Below are 12800 nucleotides of genomic sequence, written 5' to 3'. Positions count from 1 at the left end.
ATAATGACTAAAGAACAAGTTGCTCATGACTATCTTTCTTTTTTGGAGAAAGGTAAAATGGATAAAGTAGTTGATCTTTTTGCTAAAAATGGATGTGTAGAATCTCCTTTATATGGAGTACTACCTGCGGTCGATTTTTATAGAGATTTGGCTAATGATACTATGGCATCTATATTAAAGTTTGATGGTTTATTTTTTGAAAAAAACACAAATCGTGTTTCATTGCTTTTTGAGTATATATGGAAATTAAAAGAAGGAGAAAAAGTGCAGTTTAAAGTAGTTGATATTATCGAGCTTAATACTGAATTTAAGATAGAAAAATTGACAATAATTTATGATACGGTTAAGAGCAGAGCTGCGTTAGAAAAGTTACGTAAAAATCGAATGCAATAGTTATACATAAAGATAAATTATAGAAATGAATCTAACACTCACGAATACACTTTTACTTTTTGGGATTTTTCAAAGTGTAGTGATGATTTTTTTGATATTGACAACCAGAAATTGGAGGCAAATTCAAAATAAGATTTTACTTTCGATATTAGTGGTGTTAGGAGTATCTCTTCTTCCAATGTTTCTGGGTAATTCTGGAGTTGTCGAACAGAATTCTAATTTATTGTTTTTACCAGCACACCTTTCTATTTTTATTTTTCCACTTTTGTTTTTGTATTTCAAATCCATTTTCGTTCTTAATTTTAAAATAGATAAATCTAGTGTGTTACATCTTGTTATACCTATTATTTTTTGGGTCTATCTTGTTATTATATGGTTTAATACTTTAGGTGAACCTATAGCTCAAAAAAGAGAAGTGGCTATATCTTTTTATTATTTTCAAATTAAAACTATACATGATATTGTGTTGCTGCTAATGGTTTTGATGTATACCTGGCTTGCAAGTCAATTGATGTATAATGCTAAGAAAGAAAGGCTCTCAAAAGATCAAGAGAAATTTTCTAAATGGCTCAGGTATTTGTTATTGTTTTTAGTTGCTGGAGCTATTTTAGATATTACTTCGCTTGTAATAGGAGAAATGTATGGTTATTGGAAAGGAAGCCCGTTAGATGAACTATTAGGTATTCCCTTTGTTTTACTTATAAAAATATACTATTCATTTATAGTGTATGTAATCTCAATAATTGGTTACGCTTCATATTCAGAATTTAAGGTAAATAACTATTCAGCTATTAATAGTTCAGTTTTTGATTATTCCCCGAAGGTTATTGAAGCTATGGAAATAAGAAAAATGTTTCTCAATCCTAATCTTTCTTTACAGGTTCTAGCTAAAGAATTAAATACAACATCAGGTGTTATATCTACAGTAATTAATAGCGGTTTTAAGATGTCTTTTAATGATTTTGTAAACCGGTATCGGGTAGAAGAGGTTAAGAATAAGCTTCAGTCAGAAAACTTGAATCAATTTACTTTATTGGCTTTAGCACAAGATTCAGGTTTTAAATCTAAAACTACCTTTTATCGCGCTTTTCAAAAATTCACATTGCAAACTCCAAAATCTTATATTAAGATGCTTCATGCAAAAAAATAAAGTTTCAAATTATATTTTGGGACATTTCATACAGTGATTTACTTTAATATGATTAGATGTCGCAATAGATTTGTGATATCAAAATATCATAAAACGTATGAAACTTTCAAAACAACCTTTATTTATTATTGCTTTTCATTTCTTCATTTTATCAATCTATGGTCAGGATAAGACTTTGATTGTTGATATACCAGATTTTTATCTGGAGAAGGCAATAAGAGATTATCAAGATAAACCTACAGGAGATATAACAATAAAAGATATAGAATCTTTAACTCGATTTGTTGCCATAGGAAGAGGAATTACCAATCTCAAAGGATTAGAACATGCAAAGAATTTAAAGGTTTTATTCCTTGATAATAATAAGATAATAAATTTAACACCATTGCAAAAACTTAGAAATTTAGAAAAACTTAGCGCAAATGGAAATTTAATTCATGACCTTCATCCATTATCTGATTTGGTTAATTTAAAAAGCTTAGCGTTAGATAGGAACCAAATTTCTGATATAAACCCTTTACGTACATTAATACATCTGAAAAGGATAACATTTAATTTTAATAAAATTAATGATATCTCTATAGTTCGCTACTGGAAAAAATTAACCCATTTTAATATGGCTTTCAATCAATTAGAAGATCTTTCTCCTTTATCAGAGTTAGTGGATTTATACGGAATTTGGATACCGGAGAATAATGTAACTAGCATTAATACACTGGCAAAGTTATCACAGTTAGAAATTCTTATTTTGGGGAAAAATAATATATCAGATATTAAAGTACTCAGGGTATTGAAAAGGCTTGTACAATTAAATTTAGAATACAATAAAATAGTAGATTTTTCGCCCTTGTCCGAACTACAAAATGTAGGAGTTCTAATGCTTAGGGGGAATAGTATTGATGATATTGGTTTTTTGGAGAATATGCATAGTATAGAATGGTTAGATCTTAGAGATAATCAATTGAAAGATATTTCCTCTCTAAAACAATTATCTAGGATGAGGAAATTATTGGTATCTAGGAATACAATTAAATCAATAAATTCAATTGTTAATATGAAAAATTTACGCTGGTTGGCGATTGAAGATAATGATATTGATAATTTGTGGCCATTATATAATCTTAAACAACTTACTGATGTGATGTTGTTTAATAATCCAATAGCAACTATCAATAAAAAGAATAATGAAGAAGTCTTAGCCAAAATCAAATCTGAAGGAAAAAAAATAGAAATGAATCCTGTCGCAATAAATTCGATTTTTGAAATGGAACCTAGTAGAATAATGCGACATTAATTGAATTAAGGAAACTTATAGAATATTTTTTACCGTTTTAGGGTCTAATTCATGACCTCCAGGATGAGTTCTAAATTCAATTTGCGGTAAGATGTGTTTTACTCTAACTTTTTCTTCTTCAACTTTTGCTATTTCAAAATAAGGATCTTTTTGCCCAAGAATATGAGTGATTTTTGTTGTTTCATTGAGAAAAGAAAAATCTTTTTTAGATAATTCTTTAGGAAACCCACCAGAAATAATGACAAAAGCATCAGGGTTTATTTTTCGAGAAGAAATCCATCGACTGGCTATACTCACTCCCTGAGAATATCCTAGTATTACTAAATTTTTATCCTTAGGAATATTCTCTTCAGATAATATTGCATCAACATAACGCAATACATTTTGAGTGTCTTTCTTTGTATTTTCTTTAGTCAACCAGCTAGAACCAACTCTTCTATAATCATCACCTTTATAGTATTTTGATGGAGCTTGAGGAGCAATAAAATAATTATCTGACTTATCCAGACTTTCAAATAACCTAATGAAATAACGACTAAGATATCCTATTCCGTGAAAAACAATCCAAATCGTTTTTGTATTAATATCTAAACTATTTAAAGTAGAGTAGGTGTTTGTTGTTGTATAAGATATTTCTTTTTCAGAGCTATTCATAAGGGTTATAATAATAAAGTATGATGTTTTTAATTAAGCTGAAACCAATCGCTAATTATTGGCCACAAGATATCTCGATTTTTAATTCTAAAAAAATCAAAATGCCCAATTGTTTTTAAATTAAAATCAGAAGGATTTAAATGTTTTCGAGTGACATTTGCATTTTGGTATACACGATCACCAAGAATGTCAACAGATTTTTTAGGAGCAAAAAGATCATCATCAATACTAACCAAAAGCATAGGGGCTTTTATGTTTTCATAATAAGTATCCATGTTTTCTTTGGTGAAATATAACATAGAATCAGGATGTAGTAGGAAAATAGCCCAGTCTTTAGCTGCTTTAGTGGTAAGAGGTTTGCCTAATCCAAACCAGCCAGAGGGGTAATATCCCAAAAGAGATGTGGTTATAGGTACAAAAAGTTTGAAATTTAAATAAATCAATATTCGCATTCTTAATGAGAAGTGTTTGTAGAATCCAAATTGTGATGCTATAGTAATGTATTTGTCATAATATTGGTATGCATCGCTAAATCCAATACTATTTCCTCCATAACTATGGCCTATCATATATTTCTCATTGTCAGGATACTCTTCTGCCGCATATTTAGATATCGACTTAAAATCCATTGCCCAGGAAAAAAAGCCGTGCTCCTTTAAGGATTGGATACTTCGCGAAATTGAAGTTCCAATTCCGCGATAATCAAAGGTAAATACATTACATCCTTTTTCTGCAAGGTATTCTGCCAGATTAAAATAAAATTTTTGAGGAACAGCAACAGCAGGAGCAAACACTATCGTTTTATAATTGGGAGATTTAGGAGTAAATTCATGAACTGATATTGGATACCCATCGAATGATTTTATAGTGTAAGATTCCATGTTGATTGTAATTTTAAGGTTGAGAAATTAAACATAGTAGTCTTTAATTATTTATTTAGAATTAGTTTTTCCATTCTTATAATGGCATTATTAAGATACTTTGAGTCATCATAAACTTGCATCAATAATATACCCCCTTCTATATCTTGAACTATTTGCTCTGCTAATGTCAATGCGTTGTCAGGTTCATGATTAATTTCTAGTAGATATTGTAATCCAGAAATAAAATCGTGAAAAAACAATCGTATTTCTTTTTTGTATATTGGATCAAGGTGAATGGTTTCTAATGCAGTATTTGCCATTATACATCCTCCCTCTGAAACTTTGAAAATTTTATTCATAAGCCCCTTGGTCTTTGTAATTTTCTCTTGAATATCGAGGGTGTCACTTTGAATAATTTTAAAGAAGTTGTAATTAAAATAGCTATGTACTAAAGCCAGCACTTCCTTTATCAATTCTTCTTTATTACTGAAATAATAATAAAAATGGGATTTTTGAATACCACAGGCTTTAGAAAGCTCGCTCATACTACTATTTTGAACTCCTCGAGTTCTTAGAATCGGAATCACCTTTTGTAATACTTCTTCTTTTGATGTTTTTATTTTTGGCATTTTATTGAACGTTCGTTAAAATAATGATCAAATATAGTTAGAATTATTAAAAGGCATTGTATACTTTTGTTTTAAATTTTATAGTATATGAATTTGACAGAAGAAGAAATACTGAAGCAATGCGCAAAAATGTGTAAAAATACACTTATGGAGACATTGGATATCTCTTTTTGTGAAGTGGGTAAAGATTATTTGGTAGCTAAGATGCCAGTAACACCTAGAGTACATCAGCCAGATGGTGTTTTACATGGGGGAGCTATGGTCGCACTTGCAGAAAGTGTTGGTAGTGCAGCTTCTTTTATGTTTTTAGATGCAAAGGAATTTTATATTAGAGGGATAGAAATTTCTGCAAATCATGTTAGAAGTGTCAAGGAAGGGTATGTGTTTGCAAAAGCAGAAATTGTGCACCCAGGGCGCACTACTCAGCTATGGGATATAAAGATCAGAGGTGAAGAAAATCAACTCATCTCAGTTGTAAAGTTAACAACGATTGCACTTCCCAAAACTAAGTAGGATGAGCATAGATAATGTTTATACTGACCTTAAGAAGCAGTTAAAAGCAGAACTTCCTTTTGTTATATATAGAAAAGCTAATACTCAAGAAATAGATGTTTTTCTACAGGAAGATGATGAGTTGTATGAGTATAAAGATAACACGATTTCGGGATTTGTTTTTGCACCATTTAATACATTAGAAAAAACAGTACTTATCCCAATGGATAAAAGTATTTGTTATACTGTTACTATTACTTCACCGACCAATATTGATAAAAATGAAAATGATGTAAAATACGATTCTGTTTTAGTATCTAGTGCTAAAGAAGAGCATATGCAACTGGTTAGACGGGGAATTGATGGTATCAAAGCAAAATGTTTTAAAAAAGTAGTCTTGTCGCGAAAAGAAGAAGTTGTTTGTGAAAATAATGATGCATTAGAAATTTACAAACGATTAGTGATGAATTACCCTAAAGCTTTTGTGTATTGTTGGTATCATCCTAAAATTGGGATGTGGCTAGGAGCTACGCCAGAAACATTGCTTCATGTAAAAGAAAATAACTTTTATACCATGGCACTTGCAGGTACTCAACCTTATCTTGGTGAAATGAATGTGGAGTGGGGGGATAAAGAGATCGAAGAACAGAAAATGGTTACCGATTTTATTCTGGACGAACTAACTCCTGTTTCTAAACGTATAGAATCGTCAAATGTATATACATATCGTGCAGGAACGCTTTTGCATTTGAGAACTGATATCAAAGTGGTTTTAAAAACAGCAAGTTCTGATATAGCAAAAGTAATACAGATAGTTCATCCAACTCCTGCTGTGTGTGGTTTACCTAAAAAAGATGCAAAATCTTTTATCCTCGAATATGAGGGATATGATAGAAAGTATTATACTGGTTTTCTTGGAGAATTAAATGTAAATAAAAATGGAAAAATAGAATCTAGTCTATTTGTAAATCTTCGTTGTATGGAAATGAAACCTGATAAAGCTATTTTATATGTAGGAGGAGGGATTACTAAAGATTCTGAGCCGGAGAAAGAGTGGGAAGAAACAGTAAAAAAAACAGAAACAATGAAAAAAGTTTTGTTTTAAATTACCTAAAAAATCTGGCTTAAATTAGTATGATATTGTAATTTAGCGATTCGAATGAAGAAACGCTTATATTCAAAGATTCCTTTAGCACAAACTATTGTTGCCTTATGTGAGGCAAAAGGAATTTATCATATTGTTATTTCACCAGGATCTCGTAATGCACCTTTGACTATTGGTTTTAGCGAACATCCTGAGATGAAATGTTATAGTATTGTAGATGAACGATGTGCTGCATTTTTTGCATTGGGTATCGCACAACAGATTCAAAAACCAGTGATACTGTTATGTACGTCTGGAAGTGCATTATTAAATTATTATCCTGCAATTTCAGAAGCCTTTTATAGTGATATTCCATTAGTAGTATTGAGTGCAGATCGACCAATAGAAAGAATTGATATTGGAGATGGACAAACGATTAGACAGAAAAATGTATTTGAGAATCATATCACATATTCTGCAAACTTATACTCAGAAGTTGTTGCAGAAACCACAATTGATGATGTAAAAATACGTCAAAAGCAACATGAGGCTCAAAAGCATAATGAAAGAGAGATTAACATTGCACTAAATGCTGCGTTAGAAAAAAATGGCCCTGTACATATTAATGTTCCTTTTTATGAACCTTTGTATGATAAGTTGGATCAGCCTACAGTTATTCCTAAAAATATACCCTTAGAATACTCGTATTATAAGTTTTCTGATGATCTACAATTCGAAATGTTAAGGGAGTGGAATAATGCAGAACGTAAAATGATATTGATAGGTGTGAATTCTCCTGGGACCGTTGATCAAAAATGGGTAGAGTATTTTGCAGAGGATCCATCTGTATTAGTATTAACAGAAACTACATCAAATATTCATCATGATTCTCATGTAAATTGTATTGATCAATTGATTTCTACTTTAAATCCGGGCGAATTTGAGATGTTACAACCAGATGTTTTATTAACTATTGGCGGGATGGTAGTATCCAAAAGGATTAAAGGTTTTTTACGTCAATATCAACCTAAGTCTCACTGGCATATTGATTCAAAAAAAGCATATGATACTTATTTTTGCCTTACTGAGCATATAAAACTACAACCCAACCAATTCTTTTCAAGCTTTTTGCAAAATGCAGAGTTTGTAAAAAGTACGTATAAAGCAGATTGGATTTCAGTAAGAAATCAAAGAAGAAAAGATCACGATACTTATTTAAGTCAAATTCCTTTTACAGATCTTAAGGTGTTTGAATCTATTTTTAATGGAATTCCTGATCAACAAATGATTCAATTAAGTAATAGCTCTACAGTACGTTATGCTCAATTGTTTTCGTTGAAATCATCGTTCAAAGTGTTTTGTAATAGAGGTACAAGTGGTATCGATGGATGTACGTCAACATCAATCGGAGCGGCATTGGCCTCAGGAATACCAACAACATTAATAACTGGTGATCTTAGTTTTTTCTATGATAGTAATGGGTTGTGGAATGAATATATACCATCAAATTTTAAAATCATTATTATTAATAATGATGGAGGAGGGATATTTAGAATTTTACCAGGTAAGGAAGAGAGTGATAATTTTGCCAAATATTTTGAAACCACTCATGGTTTAACCGCATTACATTTATGTAAAATGTATGGTTTTGAATACCATGCTGCAAATACTCTCGAAGAGACTGTTGAAGAGATTAAAAATATATATAGTAACGATAGTTTGCCTCAGTTATTAGAAGTTTTTACACCTAGAAAACAAAATGATAGTACTTTAATCGATTATTTTAAGCATTTCAACTAAAAGAGACGTTTTTATATACTTTATGGATTAATTATTCATTTATAATTCATCTATATTTGATATAGTAAAGTAAAAAATAACTAAAAACCTAAAACATTATCATCTTATGAGTAAAAGAGACGAATTAATTGCTAAATATGCAGCCGATATTAAAGATAAAATAGGAGAGACTCCAGATATGGATCTTTTAACTAAAGTTACTATTGGATGTGGCCCTTCAATTTATAATAGTGATGCTTCTACAGTTTCTGGTAGTGATGAAAAAGAATTAGCGACAGTAAAGCAAAATTTTCTAATCAAGAAATTAGGACTATCTGATGGTGCAAAACTAGATGAAGCAATCGCTTCTGTAATAGATAAATATGGTAAGTCAAACCGTAACAAATATAGAGCTGTTGTTTATTATCTATTAACAAAACATTTTGGAAAAGAATCTGCATATAAATAGTATGCGATATTTTACGAAAAAGAGGTGTATGCTATTGTGTACACCTTTTTTTATTGAATTTAAGTAAACAGGAAGATTAAAGAATTATCTTTGCGCAAAAAATAAAAGAATGCTAAAGCTTGGTGCGTATAATACATTAGAAGTTGTGAGAGAAAGAGATCAGGGCGTTTATCTCTGTGATGAAGATGGTAATGAAGTTCTTTTGCCGAATAAATATGTTCCTGAAGAATTTATGATAAGAGATCTTCTAAAGGTGTTTGTGTATTTGGATAGTTCAGAGCGTATTGTGGCTACCACATTGGAGCCCTATGCTACCGTAAAGTCTTTTGCATATCTAAAATGTACAAGTGTTTCTGAAGTTGGTGCTTTTTTAGATTGGGGTTTAGAAAAAGACCTTTTTGTTCCCTTTAAAGAACAAGCCAATAAAATGAAGAAAGGAAATTGGTATCTAGTATATGTGTATCTTGATGATGAAACCGATAGATTATTGGCTTCAAGCAAGACGAATGCTTTTTTGGATAATTCTCTGGTGTTATTGTCATCTTATGATGAAGTTGATTTAATTGCCTCTCATCCATCTCCATTTGGATGGAATATGATTGTAAACCAAAAACATTTAGGGCTAATATATGAAGATGAAATTTTTCAGAAGATTACTCCTGGGGATCGATTTAAAGGATTTGTAAAAAAGGTAAGGCCGGATGGTAAAATAGATCTTACACTGCAACGACATGGGTATAGAGGTATAGAACCAAATGCAGAACAAATTTTAAAAGAGTTGCAAGCTAATGGAGGATTTATCGATTTAAATGATAAATCTGATCCAGAAGATATAAAGGAAGTCTTTCAATTAAGTAAAAAAAGCTTTAAAAAGGCAATAGGTTCATTGTATAAAGCTCGAAAAATTACTATTGAAAAAGATGGGATTCGAATTGTAGAATAGAACTAAAATGATACAATCAAAAAAGACTGGGTTAAAATCACTATGTGAGCTGATGAGTTAGTTCTTCAGTTACTAATAAGCTAACCCGGTAATAGGGCAGTAGGCTCCGCTATATAGGCTAGCATCTTTATAGGCTATGTTTTTTATACCTCCTGCGGCATTAGTATTTGGATTGTAACCACTACCAGATATAGTAAAACCAGATGTTTTTGGCTGTGGGATTGCAACACTGTATTTTGGTGAAACTATTTTACTTTTGGGTAATTCAAGAAACATTGTGGCCGGTTTTCTTAAAGCCTGTTGTCTTAAATCTATATCCAGATTTACCTCCATTAACTGATATGTTGTTGTTGGTAACGCTTTGTTAGCAAAAGATATAGGAGCACTTAATTGCTCCCATTCTATAGAGATAGTTTGTATGGGATTTTCTTGTGCGTATGATAAAAAACTAATACTTCCGATAAATACTGCTAAAAAGATCTTCATAAAGGTAAATATATTATCAATTGATGAAAAAAACATCAAAAACTATGCTAAATTCTATTTTTGTTTTAAATAAAATTAAAATTTAAGGTATTTACCCCTAAAATCATATAGTTTGGTATATTATATTGTATTATTTTTGAAGATACAAAAAAATACATAATGAGTTCAATAGATTGGAAAACTGTAAAGGAATACGAAGATATCACATATAAAAAATCAGGAGGAATTGCACGTATAGCTTTTAATAGGCCTAATGTTCGTAACGCCTTTAGACCTAAAACCACAAGTGAACTTTATGACGCTTTTTATGATGTGCAAGAGGATACGTCTATTGGGGTTGTTTTGTTATCAGCAGAAGGGCCTTCTACAAAAGATGGGATATATAGTTTTTGTAGTGGAGGAGATCAGAATGCTAGAGGGCATCAAGGTTATGTAGGAGACGATGGTAGGCATCGATTAAATATCTTAGAGGTACAACGATTAATAAGGTTTATGCCAAAAGTAGTTATTGCGGTGGTGCCTGGATGGGCAGTAGGAGGAGGGCATAGTCTCCATGTTGTTTGTGATCTTACTTTGGCTAGCAAAGAGCATGCAATTTTTAAACAAACTGATGCAGATGTTACTAGTTTTGATGGAGGATATGGATCAGCTTACCTTGCTAAAATGGTAGGACAGAAAAAAGCTAGAGAAATTTTCTTTTTAGGAAGAAACTACTCAGCACAAGATGCATATGAAATGGGGATGGTAAATGCGGTAATTCCGCATGCAGAATTAGAGGATACTGCATACCAATGGGGGTTAGAGATTCTGGAAAAATCTCCAACATCGATCAAAATGCTAAAATTTGCAATGAACCTTACTGATGATGGTATGGTGGGACAGCAAGTATTTGCAGGAGAAGCTACACGGTTAGCTTATATGACAGATGAAGCGAAAGAGGGACGAAATGCATTTCTGGAAAAAAGAAAACCAGATTTTAAAAATATTAAATGGATGCCATAACTTAAATAAATAATTATCTTATCTAAGTTAAGAATTACCTTTTGTAGCATATGGACAAAAAAGAAGAAGAACTTTTATCGATGCACTATCAGATGGAAAAAACTGATATCAAGCAGCAGCGACTGGAAGATCGACTTATGTCTATTTCTGAGGATTTGAAAAAAAGTAAAAAGAGGCGTAATTTTTATTTTATTTTCATCTTGTTTTTAATGCTATTATTAACGGCAGGAAGTATTTATGTAATTAACACAAATACTGCATATACTAATAATGGATCTTCTGCAACCCCCGAGGATATTGAGCAATTACTATTTGTAAATGATTCATTGCAAAGAGAGGTAAGTAGACTCAAAACAGATATCTCAAAATACCAAAACAAAGATTTGTCAGATATCAATGATACTATTAGTGATCTCTCAAGGGGTATGGTTGATGGTATTCAAGAAAGGGTGGCAGCAGATATAGAAGTTGCTACAGATACAGTCGGGGATAATTCCAAGCTTAAGTTTGAAAGAAAATATTGTTACATAAATAAAGTTTATAAAAGCAATGATGTTGTTTTTATTGAAGCAGATATAATAGAGTATTATCAGGGTAGAAAAGCAGTTAAAAAAGCTAAAGAATACGGTGAAGCTGAGTATGATTTAGATAAAAATGGAGATACGTTGTATTTTTTATATAATAATTATTATATTCATAACCAAAGTTCCAAGTCAATAATTTTAGAACTTGACGATAAGGCGAGGGTGAAGATTGAAAGTGTCAATCGCATTTCTAATGGGTTTCCATTGAAAGCTTTCCAGAAAATTATTAAGGATAAACCTGTTTTAATTTTGGAAATAAATAATGGAATCGTTTATAAAATAACCCAAAAGAGACTCCCTTAAGCATTGTTTAGAATATATCTTTAGAAATAACTAACTAAACTTTTGAAGCTACCCCCACAATGAAAGTTATGAAAGATGAGGATCTTCTATCTTTGCATTACCAGATAGAAAAAGCCGAAATTAAACAAAAAAAGCTTGAAGACCTTCTGGATGTAGAGTCTGATAAGCTGAAAAAAAGTAAAAAATCTAATCGATTATTCGGATCCTTTTCCTTGGTTCTGTTTCTGTTAGCAATTTTTTTAGTTGCTAATGCTTTTTATTTTAGTAAACCTCCATCAGAAGATATAGCAAAGGAGAAAAATGAACTCCTTTTATTGAAGCAAGAACTAACTTCGGCAAAAGAGGAATTAGAAACCTTAAAAAAAGAAAAAGTAGAACTTAAGGAAATTAAAAATTTATATTTATATAGAAGTTTAATCAAAAGAGATACAGTATATTCTGTGCAACTTAAAGCATTTAATGCTAAAAACATGCCAGCAATTTCTGAAAAATTTACAAATACACTGATTTATAGTGACACTTCGTTCTATAAAATGAGTTTAGGTATTTTTGAAACATTACCTGAAGCCCAAGATTTTAGAAAAATGTTAATAGGGTCTGGGTTTGATAAGAAAATCTTTGTGATTTCTTATAAAAATGGAAAACGATTAAAAATCGAAGATTTCCAATAACCTG

General features: G+C 31.1%; 15 protein-coding genes. 11 read left to right on the top strand and 4 right to left on the bottom strand.

Features of this window, described 5'->3' with window-relative positions; genetic code table 11:
- Positions 1-3 precede the first annotated feature (3 nt).
- From DK442_RS19630 to DK442_RS19620, 3 genes are all read left to right on the top strand, one after another.
- Positions 4-393 carry a hypothetical protein gene (locus DK442_RS19630; protein ID WP_109437591.1) on the top strand — a complete coding sequence of 130 codons (390 nt, stop codon included), beginning with the start codon at positions 4-6 and terminating at the stop codon, positions 391-393.
- A gap of 25 nt (positions 394-418) precedes the next feature.
- Positions 419-1543: an AraC family transcriptional regulator gene (locus tag DK442_RS19625; protein ID WP_109437590.1), complete on the top strand. Its 1125-nt coding sequence runs from the start codon at positions 419-421 to the stop codon at positions 1541-1543.
- Between the two features lie 97 nt (positions 1544-1640).
- A complete protein-coding gene (locus DK442_RS19620; protein WP_109437589.1) occupies positions 1641-2837 on the top strand; it encodes a leucine-rich repeat domain-containing protein in 1197 nt (398 codons plus the stop codon).
- 15 nt (positions 2838-2852) lie between these two features.
- Here DK442_RS19620 and DK442_RS19615 read toward each other — a convergent pair whose 3' ends face one another.
- From DK442_RS19615 to DK442_RS19605, 3 genes are read right to left on the bottom strand one after another with little or no spacing between them, the layout of a single operon-like run.
- Complete coding sequence (locus tag DK442_RS19615) at positions 2853-3491, bottom strand: alpha/beta hydrolase (protein ID WP_109437588.1); 639 nt, start codon at positions 3489-3491, stop codon at positions 2853-2855.
- Between the two features lie 29 nt (positions 3492-3520).
- Positions 3521-4372 carry an alpha/beta fold hydrolase gene (locus DK442_RS19610; protein WP_109437587.1) on the bottom strand — a complete coding sequence of 284 codons (852 nt, stop codon included), beginning with the start codon at positions 4370-4372 and terminating at the stop codon, positions 3521-3523.
- A 47-nt stretch (positions 4373-4419) separates the two neighbouring features.
- Positions 4420-4983 carry a TetR/AcrR family transcriptional regulator gene (locus tag DK442_RS19605; protein ID WP_109437586.1) on the bottom strand — a complete coding sequence of 188 codons (564 nt, stop codon included), beginning with the start codon at positions 4981-4983 and terminating at the stop codon, positions 4420-4422.
- Positions 4984-5070: 87 nt separating this feature from the next.
- Here DK442_RS19605 and DK442_RS19600 point away from each other — a divergent pair, with 87 nt between their 5' ends.
- From DK442_RS19600 to DK442_RS19580, 5 genes are all read left to right on the top strand, one after another.
- Positions 5071-5496: a PaaI family thioesterase gene (locus tag DK442_RS19600; protein ID WP_109437585.1), complete on the top strand. Its 426-nt coding sequence runs from the start codon at positions 5071-5073 to the stop codon at positions 5494-5496.
- A gap of 1 nt (position 5497) precedes the next feature.
- Positions 5498-6580, top strand: coding sequence for a chorismate-binding protein (locus DK442_RS19595; protein WP_109437584.1), 1083 nt, complete (start codon positions 5498-5500; stop codon positions 6578-6580).
- A gap of 54 nt (positions 6581-6634) precedes the next feature.
- On the top strand, positions 6635-8359 hold the full coding sequence (gene menD, locus DK442_RS19590) for a 2-succinyl-5-enolpyruvyl-6-hydroxy-3-cyclohexene-1-carboxylic-acid synthase (RefSeq protein WP_109437583.1): 1725 nt from the start codon (positions 6635-6637) through the stop codon (positions 8357-8359).
- 106 nt (positions 8360-8465) lie between these two features.
- The gene (locus DK442_RS19585) at positions 8466-8807 is read left to right on the top strand and encodes a DUF2853 family protein (protein ID WP_109437582.1); all 342 of its coding nucleotides are present in this window, start codon (positions 8466-8468) and stop codon (positions 8805-8807) included.
- Between the two features lie 109 nt (positions 8808-8916).
- On the top strand, positions 8917-9750 hold the full coding sequence (locus tag DK442_RS19580; RefSeq protein ID WP_109437581.1) for a S1 RNA-binding domain-containing protein: 834 nt from the start codon (positions 8917-8919) through the stop codon (positions 9748-9750).
- A gap of 72 nt (positions 9751-9822) precedes the next feature.
- Here DK442_RS19580 and DK442_RS19575 read toward each other — a convergent pair whose 3' ends face one another.
- The gene (locus DK442_RS19575) at positions 9823-10236 is read right to left on the bottom strand and encodes a hypothetical protein (RefSeq protein WP_143918722.1); all 414 of its coding nucleotides are present in this window, start codon (positions 10234-10236) and stop codon (positions 9823-9825) included.
- A 159-nt stretch (positions 10237-10395) separates the two neighbouring features.
- Here DK442_RS19575 and DK442_RS19570 point away from each other — a divergent pair, with 159 nt between their 5' ends.
- From DK442_RS19570 to DK442_RS19560, 3 genes are read left to right on the top strand one after another with little or no spacing between them, the layout of a single operon-like run.
- Positions 10396-11238, top strand: a complete 843-nt coding sequence (locus DK442_RS19570) for a 1,4-dihydroxy-2-naphthoyl-CoA synthase (RefSeq protein WP_200825140.1) — start codon at positions 10396-10398, stop codon at positions 11236-11238.
- Positions 11239-11288: 50 nt separating this feature from the next.
- The gene (locus DK442_RS19565; RefSeq protein WP_109437579.1) at positions 11289-12125 is read left to right on the top strand and encodes a hypothetical protein; all 837 of its coding nucleotides are present in this window, start codon (positions 11289-11291) and stop codon (positions 12123-12125) included.
- A 59-nt stretch (positions 12126-12184) separates the two neighbouring features.
- A complete protein-coding gene (locus DK442_RS19560) occupies positions 12185-12796 on the top strand; it encodes a hypothetical protein (protein ID WP_143918724.1) in 612 nt (203 codons plus the stop codon).
- The last annotated feature ends 4 nt before the right edge of the window (positions 12797-12800 follow it).

This window comes from Aquimarina sp. AU119, assembly GCF_900312735.1.
GTDB lineage: Bacteria > Bacteroidota > Bacteroidia > Flavobacteriales > Flavobacteriaceae > Aquimarina > Aquimarina algiphila.
The sequence above is the reverse complement of the archived record's forward strand: the minus strand, read 5'-3'. Positions and strand labels throughout refer to the sequence as shown.

Excerpts from the sequence above, each read along its gene's own strand:
- DK442_RS19630 (WP_109437591.1), top strand. The coding sequence starts at position 4 with ATGACTAAAGAACAAGTTGCTCATGACTATCTTTCTTTTTTGGAGAAA.
- DK442_RS19625 (WP_109437590.1), top strand. The coding sequence starts at position 419 with ATGAATCTAACACTCACGAATACACTTTTACTTTTTGGGATTTTTCAA.
- DK442_RS19620 (WP_109437589.1), top strand. The coding sequence starts at position 1,641 with ATGAAACTTTCAAAACAACCTTTATTTATTATTGCTTTTCATTTCTTC.
- DK442_RS19615 (WP_109437588.1), bottom strand. The coding sequence starts at position 3,491 with ATGAATAGCTCTGAAAAAGAAATATCTTATACAACAACAAACACCTAC.
- DK442_RS19610 (WP_109437587.1), bottom strand. The coding sequence starts at position 4,372 with ATGGAATCTTACACTATAAAATCATTCGATGGGTATCCAATATCAGTT.
- DK442_RS19605 (WP_109437586.1), bottom strand. The coding sequence starts at position 4,983 with ATGCCAAAAATAAAAACATCAAAAGAAGAAGTATTACAAAAGGTGATT.
- DK442_RS19600 (WP_109437585.1), top strand. The coding sequence starts at position 5,071 with ATGAATTTGACAGAAGAAGAAATACTGAAGCAATGCGCAAAAATGTGT.
- DK442_RS19595 (WP_109437584.1), top strand. The coding sequence starts at position 5,498 with ATGAGCATAGATAATGTTTATACTGACCTTAAGAAGCAGTTAAAAGCA.
- menD (WP_109437583.1), top strand. The coding sequence starts at position 6,635 with ATGAAGAAACGCTTATATTCAAAGATTCCTTTAGCACAAACTATTGTT.
- DK442_RS19585 (WP_109437582.1), top strand. The coding sequence starts at position 8,466 with ATGAGTAAAAGAGACGAATTAATTGCTAAATATGCAGCCGATATTAAA.
- DK442_RS19580 (WP_109437581.1), top strand. The coding sequence starts at position 8,917 with ATGCTAAAGCTTGGTGCGTATAATACATTAGAAGTTGTGAGAGAAAGA.
- DK442_RS19575 (WP_143918722.1), bottom strand. The coding sequence starts at position 10,236 with ATGAAGATCTTTTTAGCAGTATTTATCGGAAGTATTAGTTTTTTATCA.
- DK442_RS19570 (WP_200825140.1), top strand. The coding sequence starts at position 10,396 with ATGAGTTCAATAGATTGGAAAACTGTAAAGGAATACGAAGATATCACA.
- DK442_RS19565 (WP_109437579.1), top strand. The coding sequence starts at position 11,289 with ATGGACAAAAAAGAAGAAGAACTTTTATCGATGCACTATCAGATGGAA.
- DK442_RS19560 (WP_143918724.1), top strand. The coding sequence starts at position 12,185 with ATGAAAGTTATGAAAGATGAGGATCTTCTATCTTTGCATTACCAGATA.